The organism is Pseudomonas sp. BIGb0381, from assembly GCF_024809815.1.
Classification (GTDB): domain Bacteria; phylum Pseudomonadota; class Gammaproteobacteria; order Pseudomonadales; family Pseudomonadaceae; genus Aquipseudomonas.
Window position 1 is genome coordinate 203,283 of the sequence record NZ_JANUEN010000009.1, and the last position, 13,241, is coordinate 216,523.

Sequence of the window (13,241 nt, forward strand, 5' to 3'; positions counted from 1 at the left end):
GATCTAATCCAGGTATCAATCAAATGCCAAGTTAGATTAGACGGGAACAATCCCCGGCGTCCATCATCGGAGCGTCCCTAAAAAAACAATGATTGGGAGTTGCCCTTGGATACCGTCCAGAATTCGCCCGACCCGCGCGTGCTTGCCCGAGCAGCCGCCAAGGTCAAGCGCCATGTACTGCCGTTGTTCGTGGTGATGTTCATCGTCAATTACATCGACCGGGTCAATATCGGCTTTGTGCGCAGCCATTTGGAGACCGACCTGGGCATTGGCGCCGCCGCCTATGGCTTGGGGGCCGGGCTGTTTTTCATCGGTTACGCCATCTTCGAAGTGCCGTCCAACCTGCTGCTGCAGCGCTACGGCGCACGGGCCTGGTTGACGCGCATCATGTTCACCTGGGGCGCGGCCGCGATGGCCATGGCCTTTGTCAAAGGCGAGACCAGTTTCTATATCCTGCGCTTCGTGCTTGGCGCGGCCGAAGCCGGTTTTTTCCCCGGCATCATCTACTACTTCACTCAATGGCTGCCGGCCGCCGAGCGCGGCAAGGCGATGGCGATTTTCCTCAGCGGTTCGGCCATCGCCTCGGTGATTTCCGGGCCGGTGTCGGGGGCGTTGCTCAACGTCAGCGGCTTGAGCCTGCATGGCTGGCAGTGGATGTTCCTGATCGAGGGCTTTGCCTCCGTCGTGTTGTGCGGGTTTGTGTGGTTCTGGTTGCAGTCTCACCCCCATCAGGCCAAGTGGCTCAGCGACGAAGAAAAACACGCGCTGGTGACGGCCATCGCGCTTGAGCAAACGGCCCGCGAAGCCACCCAGAGCGTGCGGCCGTCGATGTTCAAGCTGCTGGCCGACAAGCAGATCGCGCTGTTCTGCTTTATCTACTTTTCCATTGCCCTGACCATCTACGGCGCCACGTTCTGGCTGCCGAGCATGATCAAGAAAATGGGCAACCTGGGCGACTTCCAGGTGGGGTTGTTCAACTCGATCCCGTGGTTGATTTCCATCGTCGCCATGTATGGGTTCGCCGCCCTGGCCAGCAAGTGGAAACACCAGCAGGCGTGGGTGGCGCTGATGCTCGTGATCGCCGCCGTCGGCATGTTCATGTCCACCATGGGCGGGCCGGTGTTTGCGTTTGTCGCCATCTGTTTTGCCGCGATTGGCTTCAAGGCTGCCTCCGCGCTGTTCTGGCCGATCCCCCAGGGTTACCTGGATGCGCGCATCGCGGCGGCGGTGATTGCCTTGATCAACTCAGTCGGCAACCTCGGCGGTTTTGTTGCACCCACCACCTTCGGCCTGCTGGAGCAGACCACCGGTTCGATTGAAGGCGGGCTCTACGGCCTGGCCGCGACCTCGCTGGTGGCCGCGGTGGTGGTGTTTTTTGCGCGCACCGCACCACGGCCCGGTGTGCCCCCCACCTCCAAACCGACTAATCATCATCACGCCTTGCGTCCAGGCCCACAGGGAGCCGCCTCTTGAAAATCGTCCGAGTCACCGTCACCCCCATCGCCTTTCGCGACCCGCCGCTGCTCAACGCCAGCGGTATCCACGAAGCCTTCGCGTTGCGCTCGATCATCGAAATCGAGAGCGACACCGGCTATATCGGCCTTGGCGAAAGCTACGGCGATGCCCCGGCGCTGGCGATCCAGCAACAGGTCAAGGACCAACTGATCGGCCTCGATCCGTTCAACCTCAACCAACTGCGCGCCATCGTGCAGGCCACCGTGGCGGCACACAAACCTGTGAGCATTGCCGGCGCCGAACTGGCCCCCGGGTCCCATGCGAGCAAGGCGGTGAGCAATGCCTATTCGGCGTTTGAGGTGGCGTTTCTCGACCTGCAGGCGCACTCGCTGAATGTGCCGCTGGTGGACCTGCTGGGCGGCGCGATCCGCGACCAGATCCCGTTCAGCGCCTACCTGTTCTTCAAGTACGCCGAGCACATCGACTCGCCCTATAAACCCGACAGTTGGGGCGAAGCCCTCAACGAAGTACAGATCGTCGCCCAGGCGCGGCGGATGATCGAAACCTATGGCTTCAAAAGCATCAAGCTCAAGGCCGGTGCGCTGGACCCTGAACATGAAGTGGCGTGCATCAAGGCCTTGAAAAAGGCCTTTCCCGGCGTGCCGCTGCGCATCGACCCCAATGGCAACTGGTCCCTGGAAACCTCGATCCGCATGGCCGAACTGCTCGGCGACGACCTGCAGTATTACGAAGACCCGACCCCCGGCCTGGAAGGCATGGCCGAGTTGCACACACGCACCGGCTTGCCCCTGGCGACCAATATGGTGGTCACCGATTTTGACGAGTTCCGCCGCAGCGTGGCCCTGAACAGCGTGCAGATCGTACTCGCCGACCATCACTACTGGGGCGGCCTGCGCGACACCCAGGTATTGGCGAAGATGTGCCAGACCTTTGGCCTGGGCGTGTCGATGCACTCCAACTCACACTTGGGCATCAGCCTGATGGCCATGGCCCACGTGGCCGCGTCGGTGCCCAACCTCGACTATGCCTGCGACACCCACTACCCGTGGCAAGAACCGGACGAAGAAGTGATCAAGGGCGGCAAACTGCCGATCGTCGACGGCTGCGTGAAGATCACCCGCGCACCGGGGCTGGGCCTGGAGCTGGACCATGATCAACTGGGCAAGCTGCATGACCAGTACCTTACCTGCGGCATTCGCCAGCGCGACGACGTGAAGCAGATGCAGCGTTATCAACCGGATTGGAAGACCGTCAAACCGCGTTTCTGAAGCTGGTCGCTTCGTTTTGCCCGGTGACCTGCGTCACCGGGTTTTTTTTAGCTGAAATCTTCTTCGAAGTGCTCCTGTTCACCCCGTGTGTCGCTCTGGCGCCGCACCACCTCCATCTGCCGCAACTCAACCCGGCGGATTTTCCCGGAAATGGTCTTGGGCAACTCACTGACAAACTCGATCCGCCGCACCCGCTTGTAGGGCGCCAGGTGCTCGCGGGCGAAGGCGAGAATGTGCCGCGCCAGCTCGGCGTTGCCAGGGGCGTCGTGGGCCAGGATCAGGAACGCCTTGGGCACCGCCAAGCGCAACGGATCGGGGCTGGGCACCACGGCCACCTCCATCACCGCCGGGTGTTCGATCAGTGCGCTCTCCAGTTCGAAGGGGCTGATACGGTAGTCGGAAGCCTTGAACACATCGTCGGCGCGCCCGACAAAGGTGATGTAGCCGTCGGCGTCGATCTGCGCGGTGTCGCCGGTGCGGTAGTAACCGTCGCGCATTACCTCGGCGGTTTTCTCCGGGCTGTCTTCGTAGCCGAGCATCAGGCCCAGTGGGCGCACCTCAAGGGGCAGGGCGACTTCACCCTCGGTGCCCGGCACGCCGTCGGCGTCCAGCAGGGCCACCTGGTAGCCCGGCAATGGGCGGCCCATGGACCCTGGCTTGAGCAACTGGCCCGGCGTGTTGCCCACCAACGCGGTGGTTTCCGACTGGCCGAAGCCATCGCGCAGCGGCAGGCCCCAGGCCTGTTGGATCTGCTCGATGATCTCCGGGTTCAGCGGTTCACCGGCGCCCACCAGTTCGCGCAGGTTCAGGCGCGGTTTGTAGCTGGCCAGGTCTTCCTGGATCAGCATGCGCCACACGGTGGGCGGGGCGCACAGGCTGGTCACCCGGTACTGCTCCAGCGCGCCGAGCAACGCCTGGGCACTGAACCGCGCGACGTTATGGATAAAGATGCAGGCGCCGGCATTCCACGGCGCGAACAGGCAGCTCCAGGCATGCTTGGCCCAGCCCGGCGAGGAGATGTTCAGGTGCAGGTCGCCGGGTTGCAGGCCGATCCAGTACATCGTAGACAGATGGCCGATCGGGTAGCTCTGGTGGCTGTGCAGCACCATTTTCGGTTTTGAAGTGGTACCGGAGGTGAAGTACAGCAGCATCGGGTCCGTGGCCAAGGTACGCCCTTCGGCCTCGAACCGCTCGGGGTATTCGAAAGCGGCGCTGTGCGCGACCCAGCCAGTAGGCGCCGCCCCCACACAAATGCGGCTGCAACCCTCACCCAGGCCCTCGAACTTGCCGACATGCGCCTCGCCGACCACCAGGTGGCGTACCTGGCCCCGCTCGATGCGGTCGTGCAGGTCAACGGGGTTGAGCAGGGCGGTGGCGGGGATCACCACGGCGCCGAGCTTGAAGGCCGCCAGCATGGTTTCCCACAGCGCCACATCGTTACCGAGCATCAGCAGTACGCGCTCGCCACGCCGCACACCGAGGGCGCGCAGGTGGTTGGCGACCTGGTTGGAGCGCGCGGCCAGTTGCTGGAAGCTGTAGCGCTGCTCGCTGCCGTCCTCTTCGACGATCCACAGCGCGTCGGCGGCATTGCCCTCGGCCATGGCATCGAAGTAATCCAGGGCCCAGTTGAAGGCGTCCAGTTGCGGCCAGCGGAAGTCGCGGGCGGCGGTGGCGTAGTCGGTGCGGTGCGCGAGCAGAAAATCCCGGGCAGCCAGGAAGGACTGGGTCATGGTCGGTGTCCTTAATTATTGTTGTGGGGACTGACCCCCTCGGGTGCACCGAGAGGCTGGACCGAGTATAGGCACGCATAAATAAGAGCAAAACGCTCAAAAACACCGGAGCGTTGTGCAAAAAAGTCATGGGTGCGGCACCGGCAATGCCGGCGCCGATGATGATGAAGTCCGCGTGGCTCATAGCTGTCAGAGGGCGTTGGCCAGTGCGATGTCTTCCAGGCCCAGGCCGATGGAACGGCAAAATGCGAGCAGCCGTAAGCCGTGCGCTGGATACCTTTCTGGCGGGCTATGCGCTCGGGCCTCACAGCGTTGCCCCCTAGGGAAACGCGATCTGGCTCAATGGGCGGCGCTGGCCGTTTCACGGTAGAGCCTGGGCGGCATGCCGAATGCTGCCTTGAAATGGCGACTGAAGTGAGCGCTGCTGCCATAGCCCCAGGCGTAAGCAATGTCGGTGAGCGAGCGATGGCTGAGGTCACGGTTGCGTAGGTCTTGCGCGCAGCGCGCCACGCGGCGTTGCCAGATGTACTCGCTGACACTGCAACCGAATTCGTCCTGGAATGCCCGATGCAGACTGCGCACGGAACAGTGTTCGGCAAACGCGATGCGCTCGATACTCAGGTCGCGGTCGGCCAGGTGAAGTTCGATATAGCGCTTGAGGCGGTTCTGCTTGTAGTGACGGAAGTCGTGTTCGAGCTTCTTCTCTTCCTGCTTGTTGCCCAGCGCATTGTTCAAAAGCCCGACGATACTGTCGCCGACCAGCGCCGCCGACTGGCTGTTCAGCAGCGGATATTGGCTGTAGGCGTCAACGATCAGGTGCATCAACATCCGCCCAAGCCCGTTGCGTGCGCTGATATGCAGGTCGTCAGCGTCCAGTGCCTGCCCGGCGCCTTCGTTGAACAACAGGATGAAGTGCTCACAGCCTTGGGGGCTGCTGACGTTGAATGGCTGGGCGCAGTCAACCACCAGCAACTCGTCGGGCGCCAGGGCGTTGCTGTGCTTGCCTTGCTGGAAATGACTGACGCCGGCGGTTTGCAGAATCAACATGCGTGACGTATCGGGCGCCTCGACTGCTTTGCTCAGGTGACGGGAGTAGCGGTGCGCGCTGGCGGTCATGCGGCAAAAACGCAGTTTTCCAAGATCGCCGTATTCCAGGCGGCCCTGGAAGTCGGCATCGTGCAAGGGTTCGATGTAGGTGGACTCGAGGCGCTTGATGTACTCCGGCGTGCGGCCGAGGTTGTCACTCATAAACTCCTTCCACTTCATCAGGCGGTCGGAGCGCATCACTTGATCGGTAGAAACGCAGGCTAGATTGCTCATGGTTCGCCTCTTTTTATTGTTATGGGGTGGGCCACACCGGGTTGGCCCACCCTGTCTCCTAGAAGGGGTAGCGGTGGCTCCCGGCTTGCCAGGTCACCCAGTGCGCACGGGTGAATTCGTCCAGGGCATAGTGACCGTTGAAGCGTCCCAGCCCCGAGTTCTTTTCGCCACCGAACGGGGCATTGGGCTGGTCGTCCACAGTGATGTCGTTAATGTGCGTCATCCCAGCCACGATGCCACGGGAAAAGTTCAGAGCGCGGGCCATATCTTTACTGAACACGGCGCTGGACAGCCCATATTCGCTGGCGTTGGCCAGGGTCAGGGCATGTGCCTCATTGTCGGCGATCAATATTGGCAGCAAGGGCCCGAAGGTTTCATCGTGCGCCAGTTCGTGGTCGAAAGGGACATTCCCGTATACATGGGGCGGCAGCACCAGCCCGGACGCCGGACCACCGTGCAGTTTCTTCAGGCCCGCGCTGTCGGCGGCATTGACCTTGCGCAGCAAGCCGTCCAACTGGCTGCGGTTGATTACCGGGCCAATCACGGTATCGGCGAGGTTCGGGTTGCCGGTTTTCAAGTTGCGCACGCGTTCCACCACCAACGCGGTGAAGTCGGCGTAGAGCGAGCGGTCCACAATCACCCGGTTGACGCTCATGCAGATCTGGCCCTGATGCAGGAAGCGTCCGACCACTGCTGCATGCGCGGCAAGGTCGATATCCGCATCATCGAGCACCACCAGCGGCGCGTTGCCGCCAAGCTCCAGGGCGACTCGCTTGATGTGCTGGCCGCCGGTGGCGATGCGCCCGACATTGCGCCCGACATCGGTAGACCCGGTAAATGAGATCAGGCTGGGAACGGGGTGCCCCACAAAGGCATCGCCGATTTCCGAGCCGGCGCCGACTACTACATTGAGCGTGCCCTCGGGAAAACCCGCTTCTTCGAACAGGTGCGCAATCAGCAGGCCGCCGGTCACGGCCGTGTCGCTGGCCGGTTTAAGGACCACGGTATTGCCCAGTGCCAACGCCGGAACCACCGAACGCATGCTCAAGTACAGGGGGAAGTTCCAGGGGCTGATGACCCCAATCACCCCGAGCGGCTCACGGAACACGAAGCTTTGCTCGCCGGGCTTGTAGCTACTCAGGATGCGCCCCTCCACCTGCATGGGCAGCGCAATGCATTCACGCACCAGGTTGAGGGTGAATTGCCATTCCATGGTCGCTTTGATACGGGTACTGCCGGACTCGCGAATCAGCCAGTCGATGATCTCTTCGCTGCGTTGCTGGATGATGTGAACGAGCTTTTCCAGCTGGGCGCCGCGTGCGGTTGGATGCAACTGCGCCCACGGGGTTTGCGCGCGTTGTGCTGCTGCGTAGGCCGCGTCGAGGTCGGCAATGCTGGCCAGGGGCATTTCGAGCAATGTCTCGCCGTTGAAAGGATTGCGATCGTCCAGCTGTGCTGAGGAACGACCGGTGTGCCAGGTGCCGTCGATGAACTGGTCGCCGTTGAGGGCGTAAGGGGTTGGGCGTTGGGCAGTCATGGTTTTACCTTTGGGTCAGTGGGGCACGTGGTTTCAGAGCAAGACGGGCTCAGGTTCTGATCCACGCGCGCCCCCAGGAATTGAGGGTGTGTTCTTCTTGCGGCCAAGTGCCAGGAGGGTCGCTCGCTTCGGTGATTTGCAGCTCCGCCGAGAACTCCAGCCGGTTGCGATCGGCATCCACCACCATGAAGAACAGGTTGTCGCCGGGTCCATGACGGCCGGGGCCAAAGAAAATGCTGATGCGCTCCTTGGCAAAGCGATCACCCCAGTCCCGAATGTCATTCCATTCATTGGTTTCGTAACAGTGATGATCCCACTCGTTTTTCGAGCCGCGGAAGAACGCCAGCGAATGGTGCTCATCGTCCGAACGCAGAAAGCACACCATCAACAGGCCACTCTGTTGGTCGACCACGCTGTCGGACACCGTGAAGCCAACGGTGTTGACGTAGAACTCAATCATCGCTTCCAGCTCGGTGGTCTGGAATACCACATGCTGCAGGCGGCCGGGCATGCCGGGTGGGGTGGCATGAGTGTGCGCCTGGGATACGCCAAAAATCGTCTGGCGACCTTGAGGATCGCGTATTGCAAAGGCGCCCTGTGCGAGCAGGGGCGAGCTGATGTCTTCGGTGGTGCAGTTGCGCTCGCGCAGGCGACGGTGCAGCGTGGCAAGTTTCTCTGGGCTCGCCAGGTCATACGCCGCCGCCAGCAGGCCGCTGTGCTCGGCCGGGGAGAGCAGCATGGCGCGATTAGGCCCCCTGAGTAGCCAGTGGCCGTCGGCTTGGGGCTGGCCCTGCATGTCCATCATGCGTTGATAGAAGTCGATCTGCCGTTGCGGGTCTTTGCTCGCCAGGTGCAAGTAGCACAGGCGAGCAGGGGTGGACGTTTGCAATGTGTTCATACGCACCTCTCGAGCGTGACGGGTGTTGTGATGGACGGTCGGGGCGCGCGATCGCCCGCGGGCACGGCACCCAGCAAGGACTGCAAGGCCTCGGCAGTGATTGTCTCGGTGGCGCTGTGGAAAATCGCGGCAATGTAGCGATCAGGCCGCAGCAGGAAGAAGCTGGCGCTGGCGCCGAGCAATGCCTCGAGCGCCCCGGCATGATCGTGCAATACCGTGCAGCCCGGCAGGACAGGTGGCTCGCTGACGGAACCTGGCAGGATCAGAATCCGCTTCACCTCCAAGTGCGCCCAGAGCGGGTGCTGCAATTGATCCAGGCGTTCGCGGTGAGGGGCGCCGTATTGGATCAGGGCGAAACCTGCGCCGATGTAATCGTCGAGCAGGCGTTCAGTGCCCTGGCTGTCGGTGAGGCTTGGCTGAGGGAACATTTGCCCGCTGGACACGCTGCCCGCGGCACCGGCGGTGAGCACCAGGCCTTGGCGCAGCCGTGGTTTTGGCTTGAAGCGCATCTGCAGGAAGTAGTCACGCAGCGGCGGCACCAGCCCGATCAGCGAGAATGCACCACTGATCAATCGCGCCCGCAGCACGGTAGCGGGCGCCATCACCACCCCGAGGTTCAGCGCGAGCTTGATCAATGCCCACGCGTGATCGCGGCGCTCGGTTTCGTAGGTGAGCAAAACGGCCGGGGCCATTTTCCCGGTCAGCACGCCGATCAGTTTCCAGGCCAGGTTATGGGCATCGCGCACGCCGCTGTTCATGCCTTGTCCGGCATAGGGCGGAGTGAGGTGTGCAGCGTCACCGGCGAGCAACACACGGTTGACTTGCCAGCGTTCGGCGATGCGGGCGTGAAAGGTGTACACGGTTTTACGCACGATGGAGACCGGTGCATCGCCCTTGAACGGGCGTAGCAACGCTTGCAATCGCGCTTGGCTGAGCATCTGCGCGTCGCTTTCGCCGTCCTTGAGCATGAACTCGAAGCGCCGCGTGCGATGCGGGCCGGGGACCTCGACGGTCGGGCGGCGCGCATCGCAGTACACGCGGGTTTGCCAGAACGGGTCATCGTCCTGATCGGTGTCCACCACCAGCCAGCGCGACGCGAAGCTGGAGCCGACCATATTGATCCCAAGCTGTTTACGCACCGGGCTGCGCCCACCATCACAGGCGATCAGGTAGTCGGCCTGCACTTCCAGCAGTTCCTTGTTGGCGTCCACGACCAGCGCACGCACGCCGTGCTCGTCCTGGGTGAACTCCAGCAGTTCGTGGCTGAAGCGCGCGGTCAGGCAAGCGAAACGCAGCAGGCCGGTCCTCAACGTGCTTTCGAACAGCGGTTGGCGGAACGCATTGCGCTTGGGAAAACCATACAGCTTGCCGCTGGGTTCGACCTTGCCGAAGCACCGCCCGCCAGGGCGCGTAAAGTAATGCACGCCATAGCCGGCCACCACGTCCGCCAGCACCGCCTGGCTCAAGCCCATGGCCTGCATGGTGCGCAACGACTCATCATCGATCGAGACCGCGCGAGGCTCGGTGACGGTGCCCGGTTTGCTGTCGATAATCCAGGCATCCACGCCGGCCTGGCCCAGCAGGTTGGCCAGGGTCAGCCCGGTAGGGCCGGCGCCGACGATCAGGACGCGGGTATTGATACTGTTCAGGGTTGTCATTGTTGTTCCCCTACGACTGCATCAGTCCAATGGCTTGGAGGATGGGTTGGCGCTGTGGGTCAGCGCGAGCATGTGCCGCGAGAGCGTGTGGGCCAGCGCGACCATCTGCTCACCCTGTTCCTGCTCCAGCGCCTTGTGCCGCTCGGCTGCCGGGCGCACGCAACTGAGGCTGCCCACAACCTTGCCGTCGCCGTCGAATATCGGTGCGGCCAGGCCGTACACGCCGGGGTCGACTTCGCCTGCACTGGCTACATAGCCCTGGCGCCGCAAGCGTTGCAGCGACCGGCGGAAGTCTTCCCAGGTGGCGCCCAGGTTGCTGGCGCGCACCTCGTCAGGGTGTTCGAGAAACAGCTGGCTGTGCTGGCGAGCGTTCATGTGCGCAAGGATGGCTTTTGAGGTCGCGCCCATGAACAACGGCCGTGGCGAACCACGGGAATAGCTGACGGTGCTGGTCAATTCACCGCACTGGTGAACACACACCACTTGGTCTTTGAACAACCGGCAGATCAGCCAGACTTGTTGCTCACTCCAGCCTGGCAGGTTGGCCTCCAGCTGCTGCGCGGCGCGTACCAGCGGGTCGCTGAGCCGCAGTTGACGGTCCCAGGTAATGATCCTGGCCCCCAGTGCATAGCGCCCGGCCTCGACCTGGAACAACAGATTGGTCTCGGCCAGTTCACGCACGTAGCGGTAGGCGGTGGAGCGGGTAAACCCCAGCGCGCTGACCATGTCGTCGACCGCCCAGATCGGCTGCGTCTCGGTAAACAGATCCAGCACGCGCAGCATGCGCTCCAGGCTGGAGCCCTTGGTGTCGCGCTCTGGCGGTTGGGATGATTCATCGATCAGGGTCATGGTTTATTGCTCATCGACGATGGTGTTACGCAGGGTGCCGATGCGCGAGATCTCCACTTCCACCACATCACCGGGCTGCATCCACACCGGCGGCTCGCGGAAGGCACCAACCCCGCCGGTGGTGCCGCTGACAATCACGTCACCGGGGGCGAGTTCGGTAAAGGTGGAGCAGTACTCGATCAGTGCGCCGACGTCGAAGATCATGTCGCCTGTGGACGTGTGCTGCATGACCTCGCCGTTGAGCCGGGTGGTCAATTCGAGGTTCTGCGGGTCGCTGATTTCGTCACGGGTGACCAGCCACGGGCCAAAGCCGCCGGTGCTCGGGAAGTTCTTGCCGGGGACGAATTGAAGGGTGTGCTTTTGCCAATCGCGCACGCTGCCATCGTTGTAGCAGGCGTAGCCGGCGACGTAATCGAGGGCGTCGGCTTTGCGGATGTGGCGCGCGGTCTTGCCAATGATGATGGCGAGTTCGCCTTCGAAATCCAGCTTGTGCGAAACCGTAGGCCGCACGATGGGTTGCAGGTGAGCGGTCTGGCTGTCGGCAAATCGCGTGAAAATCATTGGGTAAACCGGCATGTCACGCCCGGTTTCGCGCACGTGGGTCGCGTAGTTGATGCCAATGCACAGCACCTTGCACGGGTTTGGAATGACCGGCAGCAGCGTCACGTCGGCCAGTGCCAGACGCGGCAGGCTCGACACCTGCTCATCGCTCATCGACCCCAGGCGGCCGAGGGCAAGCGCCTGCTTGAGATCCGCGCCGAGGGTGTTTTTCATCGATTCCAGATCAGCCACCTGGTCGCCTTCGACGATGCCATAGGTGTGACGGCCTTCAACGGTGAAGCTTGCAAGTTTCATTCGATAGTCCTTGTGGGCGAGGGAGGCGTGGACAGAATTTCACTCTATTCGCGCTTAAAAATCCTGTAAAGCGGGATTTTGCTTAAATCCCAAATTGCAGGAAAAATGTATATTTTTTGCTTTCGCGCAGCCGAGTGCCTGCCTTCGGGAGCAGGCCATTCGGTGTGCTGGCGGTCGGGTCTAGCCCAGGGTTATCCCTGTGCCCAGCAGCCGTGCAGGGACATGCGCATCCGTAATGGAACCTTGACCCGCGCAATGGGCCCGCTGGCCATGTCGCGCGAATCCAGGATCACCAGCTCGCTACGCGCCTGGTCCAGCACATTCAGCAGTGCGACCACGTAACCGTCGGCCTCTTCGGCATCCGAAGAACGAGGGATGAATATGGGCTCCTGGAAACAACTGTTGTCCCCTGGGAACCAGGCGTCGGTGCTGCCCGTCTTGAGGTTCAGATGGGCCAACTGGTTGAAAAACTGAAAGGGCATGGGGCCGTTTGCGGGGTTGTAGGGCAGTGTCGGATCAAAGGCGAGCACAAAGCCGTGTTCGTACGGGCGACCCAGATAGCGCTCATCGCAGCGGGGAAACTCACACATGTAGTCGGTCAACGGTTGCGGCTCGACGTCATCCCGCGCGTCGTTCAGATCAAACGTCCAGCGCATCAGGCTCGAAGGCAGGTCCTCGGGGGCGGGCACCGCACCGTCCGCCTGGGGGAAGAAATAAAACACGTTGCCGCCAGTAACCGGCATGTCCACGTACACTTTGCCGTCTTGATCGAAGGCATTGAGGGTGTGGCCTTGAAAGCTGTCCTTGGGGCCTTTGAACCAGCGGATAGCCTGCGCGTTGCCATTGCGCGGCAGCACGGCAAACAACTGCGGCAGATCAGGTTGCCACTGAAAATGCGGCCCGCCGTTTTTCATGCGTTCTACATCGACGGTCAGCGGAATCAGTGGGAACACGACGTAGTGCTCGGTGACCGCAAAGTCATGCACCATCGCCGCGTAAGGTGCCTGGAACCAGATCTCTTTGAGCAGCTTGCCGTCGGGTGAGAGTTCGAAATACGCCATATCCGGCGTGCCGTCACCTTTGGCTTCATAACTGAAGGCCAGCAGGTTGCCGGTGACGGGGTCGATCTTGGGGTGGGCGGTAAAGGTCGCCGACTTGATTTGCCCGGCAAAATCCCATTCGCCCAGGGTTTCCAGGGTTTGCAGGTCCATGGCCCAGGGCAGGGCGTCCTCCTTGAGCGCGAGCAGCCTGCCGTTGTGAGGGATCACCGACGTATTGGCGGTGGTGTTGTTTTTGGCCGCCAGTGGGTCATTGGTGTACGTGTTTCGATAGACGCCATTGAGGGAGCGGCCTTCACGGCGCTGCGCGAGCAAGCGATCTGTCTGCACGTAGCGTCGCCGCAGGGACACCTTGCCGTTAGCAAAATAGAAACCGCTGACCATCCCGTCACCGTTGAAAAACATATCGCTGCCCAGCATGGGCGGGTATTGCGGGTCGGGGGCCACTTGATAGAAGACGCCTAGGATGGACGCGGGAAGGGTGCCTTCGACCTCAAGGTCCAGCACCTCGGCTTCTACACGACTAGGGCTATACAGCGCCCCGGAAAATTCAGGGGTTTGCGGGAATCGGGTACTCATGGCTACGACCTCA

Annotated in this window: 10 protein-coding genes; 2 read left to right on the forward strand and 8 right to left on the reverse strand. The window is 62.0% G+C overall.

Annotation, left to right across the window (positions count from 1 at the left end; genetic code table 11):
* The first annotated feature begins 105 nt into the window (after nt 1–105).
* Nucleotides 106–1,473, forward strand: a complete 1,368-nt coding sequence (locus tag M2397_RS22965; protein WP_131698818.1) for an MFS transporter — start codon at nt 106–108, stop codon at nt 1,471–1,473.
* Nucleotides 1,470–2,744, forward strand: coding sequence for a glucarate dehydratase family protein (locus tag M2397_RS22970; RefSeq protein ID WP_259244480.1), 1,275 nt, complete (start codon nt 1,470–1,472; stop codon nt 2,742–2,744). The genes M2397_RS22965 and M2397_RS22970 overlap by 4 nt, the downstream gene beginning before the upstream one ends.
* 47 nt (nt 2,745–2,791) lie before the next feature.
* Here M2397_RS22970 and M2397_RS22975 read toward each other — a convergent pair whose 3' ends face one another.
* The 8 genes from M2397_RS22975 to M2397_RS23010 all read right to left on the reverse strand — a co-directional run bounded on the left by M2397_RS22975 (nt 2,792) and on the right by M2397_RS23010 (nt 13,228).
* The gene (locus M2397_RS22975; RefSeq protein ID WP_259244481.1) at nt 2,792–4,474 is read right to left on the reverse strand and encodes an AMP-binding protein; all 1,683 of its coding nucleotides are present in this window, start codon (nt 4,472–4,474) and stop codon (nt 2,792–2,794) included.
* A gap of 339 nt (nt 4,475–4,813) precedes the next feature.
* Nucleotides 4,814–5,794, reverse strand: coding sequence for a helix-turn-helix domain-containing protein (locus M2397_RS22980; RefSeq protein WP_145337188.1), 981 nt, complete (start codon nt 5,792–5,794; stop codon nt 4,814–4,816).
* Nucleotides 5,795–5,852: 58 nt separating this feature from the next.
* Nucleotides 5,853–7,331 carry an aldehyde dehydrogenase family protein gene (locus M2397_RS22985; RefSeq protein ID WP_259244482.1) on the reverse strand — a complete coding sequence of 493 codons (1,479 nt, stop codon included), beginning with the start codon at nt 7,329–7,331 and terminating at the stop codon, nt 5,853–5,855.
* Nucleotides 7,332–7,380: 49 nt separating this feature from the next.
* Nucleotides 7,381–8,229, reverse strand: coding sequence for a VOC family protein (locus tag M2397_RS22990; protein ID WP_167654932.1), 849 nt, complete (start codon nt 8,227–8,229; stop codon nt 7,381–7,383).
* Entirely contained in the window at nt 8,226–9,887 is a 1,662-nt protein-coding gene (locus tag M2397_RS22995) for a bifunctional 3-(3-hydroxy-phenyl)propionate/3-hydroxycinnamic acid hydroxylase (protein WP_259244483.1), read from the reverse strand. The genes M2397_RS22990 and M2397_RS22995 overlap by 4 nt, the downstream gene beginning before the upstream one ends.
* A 21-nt stretch (nt 9,888–9,908) precedes the next feature.
* The gene (locus M2397_RS23000) at nt 9,909–10,736 is read right to left on the reverse strand and encodes an IclR family transcriptional regulator (protein ID WP_145337191.1); all 828 of its coding nucleotides are present in this window, start codon (nt 10,734–10,736) and stop codon (nt 9,909–9,911) included.
* Nucleotides 10,737–10,739: 3 nt separating this feature from the next.
* On the reverse strand, nt 10,740–11,591 hold the full coding sequence (locus M2397_RS23005; protein ID WP_259244484.1) for a fumarylacetoacetate hydrolase family protein: 852 nt from the start codon (nt 11,589–11,591) through the stop codon (nt 10,740–10,742).
* A gap of 191 nt (nt 11,592–11,782) precedes the next feature.
* Nucleotides 11,783–13,228, reverse strand: coding sequence for a carotenoid oxygenase family protein (locus M2397_RS23010; RefSeq protein WP_259244485.1), 1,446 nt, complete (start codon nt 13,226–13,228; stop codon nt 11,783–11,785).
* Nucleotides 13,229–13,241: the final 13 nt, after the last annotated feature.